Annotated in this window: 20 protein-coding genes; 13 read left to right on the top strand and 7 right to left on the bottom strand. The window is 68.6% G+C overall.

Annotated features, from left to right (window positions below; translation table 11 throughout):
* Window positions 1-33: 33 nt before the first annotated feature.
* Window positions 34-924 (bottom strand): NAD(P)-dependent oxidoreductase, encoded by an 891-nt coding sequence (locus AC3ERS_RS16630; protein WP_431968390.1) that lies wholly within the window; start codon window positions 922-924, stop codon window positions 34-36.
* A 137-nt stretch (window positions 925-1,061) separates the two neighbouring features.
* On the opposite strand from AC3ERS_RS16630, the gene AC3ERS_RS16635 reads away from it, so the two are divergent.
* Window positions 1,062-1,415 carry a winged helix-turn-helix transcriptional regulator gene (locus AC3ERS_RS16635; protein WP_431968392.1) on the top strand — a complete coding sequence of 118 codons (354 nt, stop codon included), beginning with the start codon at window positions 1,062-1,064 and terminating at the stop codon, window positions 1,413-1,415.
* Window positions 1,416-1,593: 178 nt separating this feature from the next.
* Complete coding sequence (locus AC3ERS_RS16640; protein WP_431968394.1) at window positions 1,594-2,709, top strand: glycerate kinase; 1,116 nt, start codon at window positions 1,594-1,596, stop codon at window positions 2,707-2,709.
* Between the two features lie 193 nt (window positions 2,710-2,902).
* Here AC3ERS_RS16640 and AC3ERS_RS16645 read toward each other — a convergent pair whose 3' ends face one another.
* The gene (locus AC3ERS_RS16645; protein WP_431968396.1) at window positions 2,903-4,489 is read right to left on the bottom strand and encodes an alpha/beta hydrolase; all 1,587 of its coding nucleotides are present in this window, start codon (window positions 4,487-4,489) and stop codon (window positions 2,903-2,905) included.
* A gap of 160 nt (window positions 4,490-4,649) precedes the next feature.
* Here AC3ERS_RS16645 and AC3ERS_RS16650 point away from each other — a divergent pair, with 160 nt between their 5' ends.
* A complete protein-coding gene (locus AC3ERS_RS16650) occupies window positions 4,650-4,961 on the top strand; it encodes a GNAT family N-acetyltransferase (protein ID WP_431968398.1) in 312 nt (103 codons plus the stop codon).
* A gap of 2 nt (window positions 4,962-4,963) precedes the next feature.
* Here AC3ERS_RS16650 and AC3ERS_RS16655 read toward each other — a convergent pair whose 3' ends face one another.
* Window positions 4,964-5,725, bottom strand: a complete 762-nt coding sequence (locus AC3ERS_RS16655) for a lysophospholipid acyltransferase family protein (protein WP_431968400.1) — start codon at window positions 5,723-5,725, stop codon at window positions 4,964-4,966.
* A 174-nt stretch (window positions 5,726-5,899) separates the two neighbouring features.
* On the opposite strand from AC3ERS_RS16655, the gene AC3ERS_RS16660 reads away from it, so the two are divergent.
* The 5 genes from AC3ERS_RS16660 to AC3ERS_RS16680 all read left to right on the top strand — a co-directional run bounded on the left by AC3ERS_RS16660 (window position 5,900) and on the right by AC3ERS_RS16680 (window position 8,740).
* Window positions 5,900-6,544 (top strand): YqgE/AlgH family protein, encoded by a 645-nt coding sequence (locus AC3ERS_RS16660; protein ID WP_431968402.1) that lies wholly within the window; start codon window positions 5,900-5,902, stop codon window positions 6,542-6,544.
* Window positions 6,545-6,610: 66 nt separating this feature from the next.
* Window positions 6,611-7,195, top strand: coding sequence for a sigma-70 family RNA polymerase sigma factor (locus AC3ERS_RS16665; protein WP_431968404.1), 585 nt, complete (start codon window positions 6,611-6,613; stop codon window positions 7,193-7,195).
* Window positions 7,192-7,902: an anti-sigma factor family protein gene (locus tag AC3ERS_RS16670; RefSeq protein WP_431968406.1), complete on the top strand. Its 711-nt coding sequence runs from the start codon at window positions 7,192-7,194 to the stop codon at window positions 7,900-7,902. The genes AC3ERS_RS16665 and AC3ERS_RS16670 overlap by 4 nt, the downstream gene beginning before the upstream one ends.
* Before the next feature lie 264 nt (window positions 7,903-8,166).
* Window positions 8,167-8,490 (top strand): hypothetical protein, encoded by a 324-nt coding sequence (locus AC3ERS_RS16675; RefSeq protein WP_431968408.1) that lies wholly within the window; start codon window positions 8,167-8,169, stop codon window positions 8,488-8,490.
* Window positions 8,491-8,497: 7 nt separating this feature from the next.
* Window positions 8,498-8,740, top strand: a complete 243-nt coding sequence (locus AC3ERS_RS16680) for a hypothetical protein (protein WP_431968410.1) — start codon at window positions 8,498-8,500, stop codon at window positions 8,738-8,740.
* A 228-nt stretch (window positions 8,741-8,968) separates the two neighbouring features.
* Here the strand turns inward: AC3ERS_RS16680 and AC3ERS_RS16685 are convergent, their stop codons facing one another.
* The 3 genes from AC3ERS_RS16685 to AC3ERS_RS16695 form a co-directional block, all read right to left on the bottom strand.
* Complete coding sequence (locus AC3ERS_RS16685) at window positions 8,969-9,739, bottom strand: ABC transporter permease (protein WP_431968412.1); 771 nt, start codon at window positions 9,737-9,739, stop codon at window positions 8,969-8,971.
* Between the two features lie 73 nt (window positions 9,740-9,812).
* The gene (locus AC3ERS_RS16690) at window positions 9,813-10,790 is read right to left on the bottom strand and encodes an ATP-binding cassette domain-containing protein (protein ID WP_431968414.1); all 978 of its coding nucleotides are present in this window, start codon (window positions 10,788-10,790) and stop codon (window positions 9,813-9,815) included.
* 166 nt (window positions 10,791-10,956) lie between these two features.
* Entirely contained in the window at window positions 10,957-11,472 is a 516-nt protein-coding gene (locus tag AC3ERS_RS16695) for an EXLDI protein (RefSeq protein WP_431968416.1), read from the bottom strand.
* A gap of 176 nt (window positions 11,473-11,648) precedes the next feature.
* Here AC3ERS_RS16695 and AC3ERS_RS16700 point away from each other — a divergent pair, with 176 nt between their 5' ends.
* Genes AC3ERS_RS16700 through AC3ERS_RS16720 form a run of 5 tightly spaced genes read left to right on the top strand, consistent with a single transcriptional unit; the run spans window position 11,649 to window position 16,497 of the window.
* Window positions 11,649-13,328 carry a thiamine pyrophosphate-binding protein gene (locus AC3ERS_RS16700; protein ID WP_431968418.1) on the top strand — a complete coding sequence of 560 codons (1,680 nt, stop codon included), beginning with the start codon at window positions 11,649-11,651 and terminating at the stop codon, window positions 13,326-13,328.
* A complete protein-coding gene (locus AC3ERS_RS16705; RefSeq protein WP_431968420.1) occupies window positions 13,325-13,984 on the top strand; it encodes an SRPBCC family protein in 660 nt (219 codons plus the stop codon). The genes AC3ERS_RS16700 and AC3ERS_RS16705 overlap by 4 nt, the downstream gene beginning before the upstream one ends.
* A gap of 38 nt (window positions 13,985-14,022) precedes the next feature.
* Window positions 14,023-15,036 (top strand): 3-oxoacyl-ACP synthase III family protein, encoded by a 1,014-nt coding sequence (locus AC3ERS_RS16710; protein WP_431968553.1) that lies wholly within the window; start codon window positions 14,023-14,025, stop codon window positions 15,034-15,036.
* Window positions 15,033-16,070 (top strand): aminotransferase class I/II-fold pyridoxal phosphate-dependent enzyme, encoded by a 1,038-nt coding sequence (locus AC3ERS_RS16715; RefSeq protein WP_431968422.1) that lies wholly within the window; start codon window positions 15,033-15,035, stop codon window positions 16,068-16,070. The genes AC3ERS_RS16710 and AC3ERS_RS16715 overlap by 4 nt, the downstream gene beginning before the upstream one ends.
* Before the next feature lie 40 nt (window positions 16,071-16,110).
* Window positions 16,111-16,497 carry a cupin domain-containing protein gene (locus AC3ERS_RS16720; protein ID WP_431968424.1) on the top strand — a complete coding sequence of 129 codons (387 nt, stop codon included), beginning with the start codon at window positions 16,111-16,113 and terminating at the stop codon, window positions 16,495-16,497.
* A 141-nt stretch (window positions 16,498-16,638) separates the two neighbouring features.
* On the opposite strand, the gene AC3ERS_RS16725 is transcribed toward AC3ERS_RS16720, so the two are convergent.
* A complete protein-coding gene (locus AC3ERS_RS16725; protein ID WP_431968426.1) occupies window positions 16,639-16,956 on the bottom strand; it encodes a hypothetical protein in 318 nt (105 codons plus the stop codon).
* Between the last annotated feature and the right edge of the window lie 523 nt (window positions 16,957-17,479).

Raw genomic sequence — 17,479 nt, forward strand, 5'->3', positions numbered from 1 at the left:
ATGACGGTCACCGAGCGGGCTCGTCCGGACGGCTCACACCGCGTCCGACTCGCGCTCACCCAGCATCAGGTTGTAGGTGGAGACCGCCCTGCCGCGCTCCTCGCTGGCGGCGATGGCCTTGCGCCAGAACGACTGAGCGGTGTGCGAGAAGGTGGCGTCGACGCCGACCTCTTCGCTGGCGTCGATGATGTGCTGCGCGCCGGCCTCCATCATCTTCAAGCTGGCCAGGTCGGCCCAGCCGCCCGCCTGGTTGGCGACGGAGAACTCCTGCATGAAGTAGGGGAACGCCTCGCTGGACCGCACCGCGAACGGTACGAACTGGGCGATGTCGTGGCCCGACTTCGCGATCACGGCGGTGGCCTGGTCGAAGGCCAGCAGCCACGGGTGGAAGATGACGAGCAGCGCCTGGTAGAAGATCTGGGCCAGACCGTCGTCCGCGCCGAGGTACTCCTGCGGGCTCAGCGGGCGCAGCAGCTCGGCGTGCGCGTCGAACACCTCGCGCGGACCGCTGTAGAAGATGTAGGACGCGGGATGGGTGATGTTGTCCCCCGCCGACATGACGCCGCCGGAAATGAACTGGGCGCCGCGCTCGCGCACCCACGCCGCGCCCAGGCGGGTCTTCTCCGGCGAATCCGACGACAGATTCGCGATCACCTTGCCCGCCAGCCGGTCCTCGGCCTGGCCGAGCACGTCGTACATGGCGGCGTAGTGAGTCAGGCTGACCACGGTCACCTCGTTGGCGTCGAGCGCGTCGGCGACCGTCGCGGCCCGCTTGGCGCCGAGTTCGACCATCGCGTCGACCTTGGCGGTGCTGCGATTCCAGACGGTCACCTCGACGCCCGCGTCGAGGAAGGCCCGGACCATCGCCTGCCCCATCGGACCGAGGCCGATCACGGAAACGGAACGGGTGGACTGCTCGGACATTGTGTGCCCCTTCGGTTCTGGATTGCTGGTTCGCGGCGCCGGAACCGATAGTCGTCTGTGCAGGTAGAGTCGACAAGACCGCACGTCGAGGTGGGGATACTTACCTCGAGGTCCGAAATATGGTCAGGAGGTCGGCGATGAACGGCAAGAGTGACATGGATCACGATGTGTGCGGTATGTCGGTCGCGATCGACGTCGTCGGCGGCAAATGGAAACTGCACCTGATGTGGGTGCTCGGTGCGGGCCCCCAGCGCTTCGGCGAAATCCGGCGCCTCCTGGAAGGCGTCAGCGAGAAGGTCCTCGCCGAGAATCTGCGCCAGCTGGAGTCCAGCGGAGTCGTACACCGCGAGGTGTTTCCGGAGATCCCGCCGCGCGTCGAGTACTCGCTGACCCCGATCGGCCACGAACTCGCGGCGGCGCTGCGCCCGCTCGAAGAGTGGGGCGACAAGCATCGGGTGGAACTGCTCGGGAATCTGGCGTCGGTCGGCTGAGCGCGACTGGCGGGAGAGCAATGGTTGCTCCACGGGCCTCTCGGACCACCCCGTCGGAACCATCCGACTGCCGTCGATAGAACGAGCTCGGTCGCTCGGGCAAATGTCGCTGATCTGCGCGGCGATGTGGGGCGTGCCGTGGCGTGCGGGGGTTCGGGGCTGCGCCGACAATGTGGGCATGACCTCCGCGCCCCGGGTGCTGCTCGCCCCCGACAAGTTCAAGGGTTCGCTGTCCGCGTCAGCGGTGGCCGCCGCGCTGGCGGCCGGAATCGCCGCGGCGCGGCCCGACGCCGAGCTCGTGCGCGTTCCGGTCGCCGACGGTGGTGACGGCACCGTGGACGCGTTCGTCGCCGCGGGGTGGGAGCGGGTCGAGTCGATCGCGCCGGGGCCGACGGGCGTTCCGGCGCCCGCTGCCTACGCACTGCGCGGGGACACCGCGGTCGTGGAGTTGGCCGAGGTCGCCGGACTGGTGAAACTGCCTGGCGGACAGTTCGATCCACTCGGCGCGGGGACGGAAGGGCTCGGCGTCGTCATCGCGGACGCGCTGGAGCGCGGCGCGACGCACATAGTGCTCGGCCTGGGCGGCAGCGCGTCCACCGACGGCGGCGCGGGTCTGTTGCGCGCGCTCGGTGTTCACGTCCTCGACGCCGAAGGTCGTGAATTGCCGTCGGGCGGAGGTGCTTTGGCACGCGCGGCACACCTCGATCGCACCGGCTTGCACCCGAGAGCCGCCGCGGCCCGGTTCACCCTCGCCTGCGACGTGGACAATCCGCTGCTCGGGCCGAAGGGCGCGGTCGCGGTCTACGCACCGCAGAAGGGCGCCGACCCGGCGCAACGAGCGATTCTCGAAGCGGCGCTGACGAATTGGGCGAAGCTGGTCGGCCCGGAATTCGCCGAGCGGCCGGGAGCGGGCGCGGCGGGCGGCACAGGCTTCGGCGCGCTCGCGGTACTCGACGCAGAAGTACGCAGCGGCATCGAGGTGCTGCTCGATCTCCTCGACTTCCCGGCCCTGCTGCGCGAGGCGACCCTCGTGGTGACGGGCGAGGGCTCGCTCGATGCCCAAAGTCTGCACGGCAAGGCCCCCGTCGGCGTCTGCGCGGCGGCGCGCGCCGCGGGCGTCCCGGTCGTCGCGGTGGCGGGCCGCGTTCAGCTCGATCCGGACGCACTGCGCGCCGCGGGCTTCACCGCCTGCTACCCACTGAGCGACCTCGAACCGGACCCGGCTCGCTCCATGGCGAACGCCGCACGACTCCTCGAGCGAATCGGCGACGGCATTGCCCAGCACGAGCTCTGAACGGCAACCGTCACCACGCCTTATCGCCCCCATACATCAGCGCCACGCCGCCCCGATCGCGGTAGCAGCCGACCGCCGTCAGCTCGTCCCGGGCATCGGTGCGGAAGGCCGCTTTCGCTAGGGCATCCGGCCGCCGAACCGCCATCTCTCTCCGCATGCGAGCCGGATATCCGCACGTGGGAGAGCAGGCGCATCAGCGGGTCGGGAGTGGGGCCTGCTCGGCGTGGGTGATGGTGACCTGGCCGGTGCGCAGGTAGGTGAGCACCGCGTCGTCGACCGCGGGGTTGCCGCGCCCGAAGGTGCCGTGGTCGCCGCCTTCGACGGTGATCAAAGAACCCTGGAGCGCCCGCGCCATCGCCGGGCCGCCTTCGTATTGCGTGAGTGCGTCGTACCTGCTTTGCAGCAGTAGCGGTTTCGTGCGCAGGGCGGCGCCGCTCAACGGAACCGGTTCGGCGACCGGCCGCCAGGATCCGCAGCTGAGGCCCGCGCGGACCAGGTCGGCACGGGCGTCCATGGCGTTGCCGCCGGAGGCGATGGTGCCGATCGCGGCGCCGATCAGTTCCGGGCGACTCTGCACCGCGTTCTCGTTGCAGGTGATGGCCGAGAAGACGAAGCGGCCGGTGGGGTCGGTGGCGGTGGCGCCCTCGATGGCGAGCAGCCGCTGCACGTTGGCGGGATCGGCGTTGGCATCGGACATCGCCCGCGCGAAAGTCGGCCAGAACGAACGGGTGTAGGTCGCCACCGCGGTCGCGCCGACCAGCGGCACCTGCGCCGAGCCGCCGCCGGAGATCAAGGTGCGCACCAGGTTCTGGAGTTTGCCGCCCTGCTCGATGGTGCCGTTGAAGCCGTCGCGGGCGAACTCGGCCAACGGCTCGGGCAGTTCACCCGGCAGATCGGCCACGCTCGCGGGCGGCGGCGTCAGGTTGGCGTACCAGCCGCCGCCCTGCGCGGAGACCAGCCGCACCCAGTTCTGGTAGACGCGCAATGCCGTTTCGCCGAGCCGGTATTCGCCGTTGTGCTCGGCGATCCAGGCGAACAGGTCGTCGAGGCGCTGCTTGCCCGCGGCCTGTTGCTGAGCGAACTCCTCGGTCCACACCCAGTCCGGGTGCACGTTGGAGTCGAGCACCATGCGCTCGACCCGGTCGGGGAACAGCGAGGCGTACACCGCACCGAGGTAGGTACCGTACGAGGTGCCGAGATAGCTGATCCGCTCGATGCCGAGAGCGGCGCGCACCGCATCCATGTCGCGGGCGGTGTTCTCGGTGGTGATGGTGTCCAGGTAGCCGGGCTGCGCCGCGTCACAGGCCTTCTCGATCTCGTCGCGACTGCCGCCGCCGATCGAAACCTGTTGTCCCTCCGCCTCTTCCGTGCCGCCAGCACAGCGCAGTGGAGTGGCCCAGCGCAGCCCGCGCGGCTGCACCGCGACGCGGTCGTAGTGGGCGTTCAATGCGGCGGGCACGACCTCGACGCGCTGCGCCCAGAACCCGAGCGCGTCGGCGCCGGGGCCGCCTGGGTTGGTGAAGATGACACCGTGCCGTTCGCCGGTGGCGGCGATCCGGCTGACGGTGAGATCGATACGCGGGCCGTCGGGATCGGAGTGATTCATCGGCACGCTGATCACGGCGCACTGCGCGCCCGAGTTCTCGGGCACCGCGCCCTCCGGACAAGATCCGAAAACCGTTGCGGGAGCGGCGTCGGCGAGTCCCGTCACCACCGATCCGGCGAGCAGACCCGCTGCGGCAAGGGTGGCGGCCACCCGTGAAATACGCGTCCTCATCATGTTTTCGCACCTCCGCCGAGCCACCGCCCTCGGCAGAGCGCACGGCGCGACCAAGAGCATTCTGATCGGGCCGCGGCCGGGTAGACAAGTCGAACCGACGATTTCACACCGGATGCGCTGCGATGTCTCGCCGACGGGCATACCGGAGTAGCGTCGAGCCATGTCGACCGAGATCCGCAACAATGTCGCCCTGGAACGCTTCGAGATCTACGTCGACGGTGCCATCGCCGGATACGCGGAATACCAGGACACCGCGTCCGAGCGCGCGTTCGTGCACACCGAGATCTACCCGAGCTACGAGCGCCAGGGCTACGCGACGCAGCTGGTCGGCACGGCGCTGGCGGGCACTCGCCGGGAGGGATTCGGCGTGCTGCCGATGTGCCCCTTGGTTCACCACTTCGTGCAGACGCACCCCGAGTACATCGCCGCGGTGCCACAGTGGGCTAGACAACGCCTCGGTCTGCCGCAGTGATCTCAGTAGTTCGCGACGGCGCCGTCGAGCGCGAGCTGTAGATCCGCGTGCACCAGTCGTGCGATCTCCGCGGGCTTGCCAGGCAGGTCGGCGATCGGCGACTGGAAGTAGAAGCTGGCCGACTTGGCCTCTTCCTTGGTCGGCTCGATGGTCGGGTCGGGGCGCGGGCCGTAGCTCAGACCGAGGCTGACCAGCGTGGGCTGCACGCCGAGCTTCATGGCGCGGAACGCGATGTGCCCGATGCCGCTGCCGATGGCCTGCACCTTGGTCGGGTCGACGTCGTTGCACGTGCCTTCGGGGAACACCGCGATGTGATCACCGCGCGCCAGCCGTTCTGCGCAGATGTCCATCATGCGCTGCCCCGCCGCGTTCACCGCTCTGATGCCGTGATCCCTGCCACGGAAGACCGGGATGCCGCCCATCATGTCGACCTTGCGCCGCTGGTCGGGATCGAGGAACAGCTCGTCCTTGGCCAGTACACGCACCCGGCCGATGAGCGTGCGCAGCGGGCTGCGCCAGGCCGCCGCGGCGACCGTGTACGGATCGTTCTGCGAGAGGTGGTTGATCGCGAAGATGATCGGCTTGCCCGACCTGGTCAGCGCCCGCACCGCTTCCTTGGCGCGCTCGGCGTAGCTGATCCGGGGGTGGTAGCGGCGTCCCAGAAGGGCATACGCGGCCTTCGCCTTCAGCCGGTTCTGCCGGTGATCGCGGTAGTAGTCGTAGACGGCGTCACTGTTCTCGAGGACGACCTCGGGCGCTTCCATACCGCCGACTCTACGACGTCGCCGTGTATGTGCCACATCGGGCAGCTGGCCGCCGAACAGGGCCGGAAAATTGGCTCAGACAGTTGTCGCCCCTTTTGTCCCGCGGTGAACTCGCGACGAAATCCAGGGGCCTGGAAACGAGCACTGAGGCGCACAAACTGCGATGATGTGCGAGTGGCACGCGGAGACGACCCGGATGATCGGAAAACTCACGGCGGGCACGGTGACCGTCGCCGTCGCGATTTCCGGCGCGGCGAGCAGGCGGTACGGGCGGGCACCCTGCTGCTGGCGGCGACGGATCTGGTCGAGCCGACCTTCCGAAGAACTGTGGTGTACATCATCGAGCACAACGACTCCGGCAGTCTCGGCGTCGTACTCAACCGCCCGACCGACACCGCGGTCCACGACGTGCTGCCGCGCTGGGCCGATCTGGCCACCACACCGCGCACCCTGTTCAGCGGCGGGCCGGTGAAACGGGACGCCGCCCTCTGTCTCGGCACCTTGAAGGCCGGCGCCACCACCGCGGGCGCGCCCGGCCTGCGCCGGGTCGACGGCCGCGTGGTTCTCGTCGACCTCGACGCCGATCCCGATCGGATCGCCCCGCTCGTCGAGGGCGTCCGGATCTTCGCGGGCTACTCCGGCTGGACCTTCGGTCAACTGGAGGGCGAGCTGGAGAACGACGACTGGATCGTGCTCTCGGCGCTCTCCTCCGACCCGATCAGCACCGGCCGCTCCGATCTCTGGGCGCACGTGCTGCGCCGCCAGCCTCTGCCGCTCTCGCTGCTGGCCACCCACCCGATTGAACTGGAACGCAACTGAGCCCGTGTACTCCTCAGACGAGAAGGAGTCCACATCGTGAAGCGCAAGAACTGACCCGGTGAGTGCATGGACAACTCACCGGGGACGCCGGACCAACCCCGGCCGACCGACGCGGCCGCGGCTCATCGTGAGACCGCCGGGGCGTCGGCCGACCAAGCCGAATTGATGCGCGTGCTGTACCAGGAGCACGCGCCCGCGCTGTGGCGCTACACCCTAGGCCTGGTGCACGACGCCGGACGCGCCGAGGACATCGTGCAGGAAACGCTTTTGCGGGCGTGGCAGCGCCCGAACGTGCTCGATCAGCAGACGATGTCGGCGCGCGCGTGGTTGTTCACGGTGGCCCGCAACCTGGTCGTCGACGAGCACCGCAGCGCCCGCAACCGCAGGGAGTTCCGCACCGACAACCCGCCCGAACAACCCGCGCCGGATCAGGCCGATCGGACGCTGGACGGCTGGCTGGTAGCCGATGCGCTGGCCCGGCTCAGCGCCGACCACCGTGAGGTGATCGTGCGCGCCTACTATCGCGGCCTGTCGACCCATCAGATCGCGGCTGAACTGGAGATTCCGCCCGGCACCGTGAAATCGCGCATGCATTACGGTATGCGGGCGCTACGGCTGGCCTTGCACGAAATGGGGGTGACGAACCGATGACGGACATCGCCGACGACTACACGACGTGGGACGCGCCCTACGTTCTCGGCTCGCTCACCGGAAACGAGCGCCGCGAATACGAGGAGCATCTGGCTCGTTGCCCCGGCTGCCGCGCCGCCGTCGCCGAACTCGCCGGGCTGCCCGGCATGCTCGCGCTGGTGCCGACGGAGACCGCGCTCGGCATGATCGGGACGCCCGACGGCTCCGCGCCCGAAGCGTCGCCTCCGGTGCCCGACCTGCTGCCCAAGCTCGCCGCGGCCGAACGGCGGCGCAGGCGGCGCGGTCGATGGGCGGCGATCGGCGGTGCGGTGGCGGCGGCCGCGGCGGCCGTTGCCATCGCGGTCCCGATGATCGACACGACGCCCCAGCAGGAACCGCCGGTGGCGGAGCAAGTGATCGCGGAACGGTCGATGAGCCCGCTCGAGCCGACCCCGATCTCGGCCAGTTTCAAGCTGATGGCCGACGGCGATCGCGCGCGCGTCGTGATGACCTGCACCTACGGGGCGAGCGACCTGCCATACACCTACAAGTACAGGCTGCTGGTGACCGGCGCCGACGGCAGCCGGCTCGAGCTGGACGAGTGGCCCGCGGGCCCCGGCACCGTACTGACCGTCGACCGCACCATCGACATGCGGCCCGATCAGGTGCAGACAGTGGAGATCAAGTCGTCGGCGACCAACAAGGTCGTTCTCACCGGAACGGTGTAAGAGCGCATCCGAGAACTCAGACGCTGGCCCGCTGTCGCGGGCCAGCCGTCGGGTGAAGGTGCGGATGGCGGCGATGCAGACCATCGGTTCGCGGTGGTCGGGGCGGGTCTCGTAGTTACGGACGGCCGCTACAGCGTCCGCGGGGGCCATGCAGTGGGTTCAAGGGCATGGTAAGGATGTCGGAACCGAAATCTGTTGAGATACATCCTGTTACATGAAGGGGAGTGAACAGCCAAGAGTTCACCCACGTCAGGGGGGCGTCGAATGGACGTGCGTAGATTGGTTGCCGCTGTACTGGTTCCGGCTGCGGCGGTGATCGTGTTGGCTGCGCCGAGCGCGGCTTCACCGGATATGGCCGTTGCCGGGTCGGCAGGTTCCACGCCCGCTGGGCAGGTGGAGTTCGTGGCGCGGTTCACCGTCACGGTCAAATGCCAGCTGGTCGAGAACGGGGGCGGTACCGTCGGATACATCACCGGCACCGGCACCGGCAGCGGCAAGACGAAGCCGGATGCGGTCAAGGCCGCCAAGAAGGACGCCGACAAGTCCGTGCCGCAAGCGCACTACAAGCGCCACTGCAAGGAGATCTGAACCGCGCATGTCGAACGAGAAGACGCTGTGGGAGGTCAAGGTGGGCATCCTGGCCACCGAGGCTGAGGCGAAGAAACTGGTGGAGCAGATCGCACATCTGCTGTGCCCGGACCCCGACCACCAGCCGCCATGTCCCGTGCCGTGGGCGATCGGGCTGGACTCGGAAACCGACATGGACCCCGAGCGCCGCGAACAGTACGAGGACATCCGAGAGCAGTACCGGATCGAATCGGAGAACTCGACGCCTTGACGACCATTCGCTGCGCGCGCTGACAACGAGCACCGAAGTTCATCGAACGGGACGAATGCTCGGGATACGTGCACTCGGGACGTACGGTAGGCCCCGGTTTCCCTTACCTAGGCGGAGCCGGGGCCTTACTTCGAGGCGTCGGCCTGCATCGAACTCGGACGTGCCCTGCACGACGGATTCCCCCGCCGGATGCTTCCGACGGGGGAATTCAGCTGCACCGCAGCGTGATCAGGCGACCTGCTTGCGGAACCGCGACATCGACCACACGTAGCCGACCAGGCCGAGGCCCGCGCACCAGGCGATCGAGAGGATGCCGTTGGCGCCGATCTCGGTGCCCATCAGCAGCCCGCGCAGCGTCTCGGTGAGCGGCGTGAACGGCTGGTACTCGGCGAACTGGCGCATGCCGACCGGCATGGTGTCGGTGGCGACCAGGCCGCTGCCGAGGAACGGGAGCATCACCAGGGGGAACGGCATGTTGCTCGCGGCCTCCGGGGTGGGCGCGACCAGACCGATCGCCACTCCCAGCCAGGAGAACGCGAACATCACCAGGCCGATGAGACCGAACACCGCGAGCCATTCGACCGGGTTGGCGTTCGGGCGGAACCCGACCAGCAGCGCCACCGCGACCATGAGTACGACGCCGATCAGCGCCTGGATCAGCGCGCCGACGACCTGCCCGGCCAGCATCGAGGACTGCGAGATCGCCATGGTGCGAAAGCGATTCACGATGCCCTTGGTCTTGTCGGTGGTGATGGAGACCGCCACCGAGACCGTCAGGTAGGCCGGGAGCATCAGCATCATGCCCGGGGTCAGGTAGTCGATGTAGTTGCCGCCGGAGGATTTCTCCAGCGCGCCGCCGAACACGAAGGTGAACACCAGCATCAGCACGACAGGCATCACCAGAATGCTGAACGTCATGGCGGGATAGCGCTTGACGTGCAACAGGTTTCGGCGCAGCATCGTCGCCGAATCGGCGAGCGCAAGGGAAGGGGTGCTCATGCCTGCACCTCGCTGGCGCTCGGCTCCGGCATGCGCACGGCGCGCTGGCACATGATTCGCTCACTACGTTCGCTCATCGCACGGTCTCCTTCTCGGCAGTGGGGTGTCCGGTGAGGGTCAGGAATACGTCGTCCAGGTTGGGGGTGTGCACGGAGAGGCCTTCGACCTCGATACGCGCCTCGTCGAGCCGATCGAGCACGGCGCGCAGCGATTTCACGCCGCCGTCGCTGGGCACGGCGAGGGTCAGCTCGTCGTCGCCCTCTTGATCGAGCACACGGGCGGTCTCGCCGAGCGCCTGCGCCGCGGCGGACAGCGCTGCGGCCGTGGCGAATTCGAGGCGGATGTGACCGCCGGGCACCAGCCTCTTCAGCTCGGCGGCGGTGCCCTCGGCGACGATGCGTCCGCCGTCGAGTACGGCGATCCGGTCGGCGAGTTGGTCGGCCTCCTCCAGGTACTGGGTGGTGAGGAAGACGGTCACGCTGTAGTCGTCGACGAGGGCCCTGATGATCTCCCACATCGATCGCCTGCTGCGCGGGTCGAGGCCGGTGGTCGGTTCGTCGAGGAAGATGACGCGCGGGTCGCCGACCAGGGTCATCGCCAGATCGAGACGCCGGGCCATGCCGCCGGAGTAGGTCGCCGCCGTCTTGTCGGCGGCTTCCACCAGGTCGAAGCGCGCGAGCAGATCCTCGGCGAGGCGTTTGCCGTCGCGCCGCGGCAGGTGGTGCAGGTCCGACATGAGCAGCAGGTTCTCCCGGCCGGTGAGCAGTTCGTCGACCGCGGAGAACTGGCCGGTCACCCCGATGGCCGATCGCACCGCGTTGGGTTCGGCGGCGAGATCGTGTCCGCCGATGCGGATTTCGCCCGCGTCCGCGCCGATCAGCGTGGTGAGGATCTGCACGGTGGTGGTCTTGCCTGCGCCGTTCGGCCCGAGCAGCGAGAAGATGGTTCCTTCCGGCACGGTGAGGTCGATGCCGTCGAGCACCACGTGCTCGCCGAACGCCTTGCGCAGGCCGAGCGCCGAGATCGCCGGTGCGCGATGCCCGTTGATCATGGTGGTCCTTTCCAAAATTCATTACTGAATGCGAATAAATGCATGTTTCACCCACACCGCCGCCCAATGGCGGTGCGGTGTTGCTTTTCGAACGTGCTGTTCGGTTGTTGCGGTGCGCTTTTCGCGCCGGCGACGCATACCTCCTGCCGCGTCGGCCCCGGCTGCCTCAGATGTCGAGGTCCTCGATCTGCGGATGGTCGGCGATATCCGAGACGCGCTCGTAGAGCTTGGCGGGCATCTTGTCCTTCAGTTCGGCGAGCGTGTCGGCGATCTCCAAGACGAAGTCGCCCCAGTCCTGATCACCTACACCGAGGAAGCGTCGCCACTGCCGCCAGTCCTTGAAAACGTTGGTATCGGTGGGGAACTCGGACCAGTTCGAATACTGCGCGTGCAGCGCGAACTTGCCTTTGCGGGTCCGATACACCCGCACGAGCTCCATACGCTTGTCGTTGACGTCGCGCCATTCGCCGAGCAGGCTCCCCGAGAACCGCACCTGCCGAGCTCCGTTGTGGCCGACCCGCAGGACCAGCTCCTCGTACCCTTCCTGGCGCCCCTCCTCCAGCTCGATGAAACGGCGCAGCGCCGTGGTCACCGCGCCGGAGAGATTGCCGCCGACCAGCTCTTGCGCACGCTGGAAGAGCGGCAGATCGTCGTCGGCTACGTAGATGGTCTTGTTGGGCATGAACCCACTATACGTAGATGTATACGTACACGCAAGCGTTCTCGTCGAACGGGTTTGTCGAGAACAGATCGTTCGACGCTGAACCGCCTGCCGGGCTGCGTCGTATTCCTCGTGAACGAGGTATGTGGTCGGCCGGTACGCACGCGATCGGCCGACCTCTGCGGAAGGGAGCGTCCATGCCGAGCAGGGTCGTGGATTATCTGGTTCGGGCGGTGTCGACCCTCGGTGTGCGGCAAATCTTCGGCGTCGACGGCGCGAATATCGAAGACCTCTACGACGCGCTGTTCGACTCCGAGGTCACCGGAGTGGTGGCCAAGCACGAATTCTCCGCGGCGACCATGGCCGACGGCTATGCGAGGGTCACCGGCGGACTCGGCGTCGTCGCGGCGACCTCCGGCGGCGGGGCGATGAATCTCGTTGCCGGACTTGCCGAATCGTATGCGTCCCGGGTGCCGGTGCTGGCGCTCGTCGGCCAGCCGCCGACGGCGCTGGAGGGCCGAGGGGCGTTCCAGGACTCCAGCGGGCGCGCGGGCGCGATCGATGCGGTCCGCCTGTTCGGCTCCATCAGCCGGTACTGCGCCCGTGTGGAGACGGCGGATCAACTGCCGGACAGCGTGGTCAGGGCAGTCGCCGCCGCCCGGAGCGGTGGGCCTGCGGTCCTGCTGCTACCCAAGGACGTGCAGCAGTCCGGACTCGACGCGGTCCCGCCGTTCCGGCTACCGCCGCGAGCGCACCGCCGCGACGTGAGTGGACTCGCCGCGGTGCGCGCCGCGCTGACCGAAGCGCGGAGCACAGGGAAGGTCGTGATCATCGCGGGCGATCAGGTCGCACGCGACGACGCACGGGACGAATTGGCCCGTCTCGCAACGGCTCTGGATGCCGCGGTGGGCGTGACCCCGGACGCCAAGGACACCTACGACAACTTCGACCCCGGATTCTGCGGCGTCGCGGGCAGTATGGGTCATCCGGAACTCACCGCCGACCTCCGATCCGCCGCGCTCTGCCTGTTGGTCGGCACCCAGCTGCCCGTCACCGCGCGCGCCGGGCTCGACGAGCTGCTCGCCGATCTCACGGTGGTCAGCATCGGCGTCGCACCGCCGTACCTGACCTCGATCCACACGACCAGCACCGATCTGTCGATCACACTCGGCGAACTCGCCGACGAATTCGCCTCCCCCGCAGGCACACCGCATGCCGAACCGAAGGCGGGCGCGCTGACGCCGCTCCAGGTGCCGCCGTCGAACGGGCCGGGGCTGCGGTATCGGGAACTCGTCGAGACCATCAGCGCGGCACTGCCCGACGGCACCGACGTTTTCGCCGACGCGGGCAATACCGGCGCCGCGGCGGTGCATCACCTGCGGGTGCCGCGCGGCGGGCGCTTCGTCGTCGCCCTCGGCATGGGCGGGATGGGCTACGCCTTCGGCGCGGCCATCGGCGCCGCGTTCGCCCGACGCAAGCCGGGGCGCACCGTAGTGATCGCGGGCGACGGCGCGTTCTACATGCACGGCATGGAGGTGCACACCGCCGTCGAACACCAGCTGCCGATCACCTTCATCGTGCTGAACAACAACGCGCACGCCATGTGCGTCACCCGTGAACAGCTCTATTACCGAGACCGCTACAGCTTCAACCGATTCCGACCAGCGCTCCTCGGCCATGGCATCGGCGCCATGTTCCCCGACCTGCCCGCCCACACCGTCCGTACCCCGGCCGAACTCGCCGAAGCGCTCGGCCCTTGCCTCGACACACCGGGCCCGTCGTTCCTCGCGATCGACTGCGACCCCGACGAGATCCCCCCGTTCACCCCGTTTCTCAACACACTCGAGACACTCGAGAACCCCAGGAGGACCCCGTGACGACCAGCGCCCTGCCCGCACTCAGCGACATCCCGGAAGACGTCGTACCCGGCGTACTGCGGATCGAGAACTCCGACAAGGACGCCACCACCCCGATCATCATGGACATGCTGCGGTCGGTGTACCCGCACGACCAGATCTTCGGTGACTTCTGCCCGGTCCAGGGCTACATCGACGCGCCGCCGCGCGAGGTGTACGACTACCTGGCCGACACCAGGTCGCTGGAGGAATGGACCTACAGCCTGCGCGGTTTCACCGAGACCGAGGAGCAGGGCCTGTGGCTCGCCTACGACCGGCTCGGCGACGCGACCCGGATATTCACCCGCACGGTGGCCAATCCGGACGCGATGACCGTCGACTATCACTGCGCGTGGGATCAGGGCGAACACCTGTGGATGGTCTACCTGATGCGGGTGGTCGACGCGCAGGTGGTGCTGCACAAGCCGGGTTCGGTTGTGCTGTGGACGAATTGCCGTCACCCGTTCTACGACGAAAACCCCTATCCCGAGTCCGCGCCCGCCGGGCGGCCGGTCTGGGTCGGCGACTTCTGGGAGATGTTCTCCGCCGGGCACCAGCTCGAGCTGGACAACCTCAAGGCGATCTGTGAATACCGGGCCTCGCACGGACTGCCGGTCAAGCCCGAGTGGATGAAGTGAGGACACCTGTGTACACCACCGATCCCACTACTTCGCCGCTGCCGACCGTCAGCCTGGCCGATGTGGCCTCCTACCTGCCCGGTGAGCCCGTCGACACCGAATACTTCACCCAGTTCGCCCGCTCGGACCGGATGGCCAAGAACGTGATGTTCCGCTCGCCGCGCGCTCGCCACCACGTGGGCAGGGACGAGACGGCGGTCGACATGATCGAACGCGCCGTCGAGCCGATGCGGCAACGCCATGGGACGCAACTGCTTTCGAGCGTCGATGTGCTGCTCACGCACACCCAGCTGCCGGACAATCCGGTGCTCGGCTGCGGCCCCGAGGTCGCGCGGCGACTGGGCATGCGGCCGCGCGTCGTCTACGACATCCACAACGGCGGCTGCGCGGCCTTCGTGAACATGATGGCGTTGGCTCGAATGATCTTGCAGACCACCGACGCTCGCACCGCGCTCATCGCGGTCGCGCAGAATTGCGCGGGCCCGGTGTTCACCCAGACCGAGATCCGCAAACTCGCGCAGGCGCCCGTGCCGGGTGACGGGTGCGGCGTCGGTCTGCTGGTCAAGGACGACAGCGCACCTGTCCTGGACGTCGAATGCCGCACCTACCCGGAATTCGCCGGGGACATGGAGTTCTCGACCAACGGTGAGCGCAAGTACTGGGAGCCCGGCACGGGCCAGGGCTGCGTCAGCTTCACCGAATCCAAGGTCACCAAGGTGTTCGCGCGGGGCAACCGGCTGGTGCCGGAGGTGGCGCTCGCGGTGTGCGACCGGATCGGTGTGAAGGGCCGCGACATCGACACTTTCGTCACCAACCAGCCGAACCGGCTGTTCCTGCGCAACTGGCACGATGCGCTCGAACTGCCCGCCGAGCGGCACCCGGACACCTTCGATCGGTGCGGAAACCTGTTCGCCGCCGGCATTCCCGTCACGCTGGATGTGGAGAACCGGGCCGGTCGGCTGCGCAACGGGTCGGTGGTGCTGCTGTCCGCGTTCGCGCACGCGGGTGATTTCGCCGCCGCCGCGGCGGTGCGCTGGGGTGCGGCGGCATGACCATCGGGTTCACCGAGGACACCCGCTCCTCGCGACACCACCGTCGGCGGACCCGGCCGCCGGCGCGGTTCGATCTCTCGTTGAGCGAGAATCCGTTCCCGCCTTTGCCTTCCGTGCTTCGCGCGGTGAATCAGGCACTGGCGCAGGCGAATCGGTATCCGGAGTTCCTGCCGCGGGAGCTGCCCGAGAACATCGCGCGGCACATCGGTGTGCGGGGCGACCAGGTGGTGGTCGGCTCCGGCGCGACCGGGGTGGCCATGCAGATCATGCAGTCCCTCACCTTCGACGGCGCGGAGATCGTCGCCGGGACGCCGACGTTCGACGGGTACCCGATCATGGCCGAGATGGTCGGGATGACTCTCGTGGCGGTGCCCTTGGACGCGGCGGGCAATCAGGATCTGTCCGCGACGAGGCGGGCCATCGACAAGCGGACGGCGATAGTCGTCGTGTGCCGTCCGCACAATCCGACCGGCACCGTCGTGTCCTCGGGCGAGCTGAAGTCGTTCTTGAGCGCCGTGCCGGACCGGGTGACGGTGATCCTCGACGAGGCGTACGCCGAATTCCTCGGCCCCGAGGACCGGGTGGACACGCTCGCGCTGCTGCGCAAGCACTCGAATCTTCTCGTGCTGCGCACCTTCTCGAAGGCGTATGGACTCGCGGGTCTGCGCATCGGGTACGCGTACGGGCGGCGCGAGCTCGTCGAGCGGGTCCGTCGGCTGCAACTTCCCTTCGGCGTCTCCGCCGGCGCCGTCGCCGCCGTGTCCGCGTCCTACGCGGCCCAGCCCGAACTCGCGGCCAGGATCCGGCACATCACGGAGGAACGCGAGGCGTTGCGCAACGCACTGCTCGCCTGCGGCCACCCCGTCCCGCGCAGCCACGCCAACTTCCTGTACCTCCCCGGGCCCGGGGTGGCGACGGTGTTGCGGCGGGCGCGGATCGCGGCGAAGGCGTATCCGGACGGCAGCGCTCGCATCGCCGTCGGTGATCGAGAGGCCGGGCGCGCGGTGCTGGAGGCGGTCGCGGGGTTGCGCTGAGCGGAGCTGCCGCGCGGGATCGGGGTGGTTCGATGGAGTGGTGAGGATCCCGCGTCTGCCCGGTCTGCGACCGAACGCCGCGCCCGCGTCCGGCACCGCGAGCCGGGTGCTGGCGCAATTCACCGCAGGCGGGCGTGACATCTTGCTGCGGCAGACGGTGATCGATCCCGGCGGCAGCAGCGGCTGGCACTACCACGACGGGACGCTCCTGGTACTGGTCGCTCGCGGCACCCTCGACCACCCCGGCGCCGACGGCGCGCCCGTCACCTACCGTCGCGGGCGCGTGTTCCGCGAGCCGAGCGGACCGGAGTATCCGCACGTCGCCCGCAACCTCGGCGCCACCGCGGTCACGCTGTTCGTTCTCTACCTCAACCCGAAGGGCAGCCCGCTCTCACGCCACATCACCCCACCCCCGGGCGTCGACTGACGCCGAATCGGCGGGAGAGAAATGGTGGTCGGCGGCTTTCGATGGTCAGCCGCCGCGTGCTCGAATGGTCCGGCAGGACCCCGCGCTGCCCGGGATCGAGGCCGCGCACGGCCCGGTGACCTGCTGGCCGAGGCGACCAGGTCAGCCGCCGCCGCAACCTCCGCCGCCACAGCCACCGCCGCCACCACAGCTGCTGCCGCCACCGCAGCCACCGCCATCACTGCCACCGTCGCCGCCGCCGAAGAACGCCACTCCACCGGCCCCGGCCGCACCCCAACCGGCCCCGCGCCCGCGATGCCGCGGCGAGGTGGGCAATGGCGCACGGCGCCGCAGCTTGACCACCCCCACGACAACGAAAATGGCGGCCACGACGAAGAACGCGACACCGGCGCCGAACCCGAACGGCCCGGCCACGGCCATCCCCGCGACAAAGATCACCAAAGCAAACCCGAAATACATCCGAACCTCCCCCGGACCGAGTCGCCGCGCGGCGAACTCCAATCCAGCCTACAGACGACCACCGACAGCAACCTGCGAATTTCGGGTGGTCGCACGGGGGGAGCAGAACGGCACCGAGCAACCCGAATCGACGGGAGAGAAATGGGTGGTTGGCGGGCTTGCGAGGGTCATCCCCGACAGCCCGCGTGCTCGAAGGTGACGAGGTCAGCCACCGCCACCTCCACCGCAGCCACCCCCACCGCCACCTCCTCCGCAGCCGCCGCCACCGCAGCCGCCGCCACTAGTGCAGCCGCTGCCGCTGTCACCGCCATTGTCTCCGCCGCCACTGCTACCGCTATTGCCACCACCACCGCCGGCCGCGCCCCAATCGCCACCACCGCTACCGCTACTGCCGCCACCACCGCCGTCGGCCGCACTCCAACCGGCATCCCTGCGCCCGCGATGCCGCCGCGAGATGGGCAACTGCGAATGGTGCACCAGCAATCGAACAGACCCAACGGCAACGAGAACTGCGGCCAAGGCG

Source organism: Nocardia sp. bgisy134, from assembly GCF_057708325.1.

Coding starts and splice junctions, on each gene's coding strand:
- AC3ERS_RS16640 (WP_431968394.1), top strand. CDS start 1,594: ATGACCTCCGCGCCCCGGGTGCTGCTCGCCCCCGACAAGTTCAAGGGT.
- AC3ERS_RS16700 (WP_431968418.1), top strand. CDS start 11,649: ATGCCGAGCAGGGTCGTGGATTATCTGGTTCGGGCGGTGTCGACCCTC.
- AC3ERS_RS16690 (WP_431968414.1), bottom strand. CDS start 10,790: ATGATCAACGGGCATCGCGCACCGGCGATCTCGGCGCTCGGCCTGCGC.
- AC3ERS_RS16650 (WP_431968398.1), top strand. CDS start 4,650: ATGTCGACCGAGATCCGCAACAATGTCGCCCTGGAACGCTTCGAGATC.
- AC3ERS_RS16685 (WP_431968412.1), bottom strand. CDS start 9,739: ATGAGCACCCCTTCCCTTGCGCTCGCCGATTCGGCGACGATGCTGCGC.
- AC3ERS_RS16670 (WP_431968406.1), top strand. CDS start 7,192: ATGACGGACATCGCCGACGACTACACGACGTGGGACGCGCCCTACGTT.
- AC3ERS_RS16725 (WP_431968426.1), bottom strand. CDS start 16,956: ATGTATTTCGGGTTTGCTTTGGTGATCTTTGTCGCGGGGATGGCCGTG.
- AC3ERS_RS16630 (WP_431968390.1), bottom strand. CDS start 924: ATGTCCGAGCAGTCCACCCGTTCCGTTTCCGTGATCGGCCTCGGTCCG.
- AC3ERS_RS16695 (WP_431968416.1), bottom strand. CDS start 11,472: ATGCCCAACAAGACCATCTACGTAGCCGACGACGATCTGCCGCTCTTC.
- AC3ERS_RS16715 (WP_431968422.1), top strand. CDS start 15,033: ATGACCATCGGGTTCACCGAGGACACCCGCTCCTCGCGACACCACCGT.
- AC3ERS_RS16635 (WP_431968392.1), top strand. CDS start 1,062: ATGAACGGCAAGAGTGACATGGATCACGATGTGTGCGGTATGTCGGTC.
- AC3ERS_RS16655 (WP_431968400.1), bottom strand. CDS start 5,725: ATGGAAGCGCCCGAGGTCGTCCTCGAGAACAGTGACGCCGTCTACGAC.
- AC3ERS_RS16645 (WP_431968396.1), bottom strand. CDS start 4,489: ATGATGAGGACGCGTATTTCACGGGTGGCCGCCACCCTTGCCGCAGCG.
- AC3ERS_RS16675 (WP_431968408.1), top strand. CDS start 8,167: ATGGACGTGCGTAGATTGGTTGCCGCTGTACTGGTTCCGGCTGCGGCG.
- AC3ERS_RS16665 (WP_431968404.1), top strand. CDS start 6,611: ATGGACAACTCACCGGGGACGCCGGACCAACCCCGGCCGACCGACGCG.
- AC3ERS_RS16680 (WP_431968410.1), top strand. CDS start 8,498: ATGTCGAACGAGAAGACGCTGTGGGAGGTCAAGGTGGGCATCCTGGCC.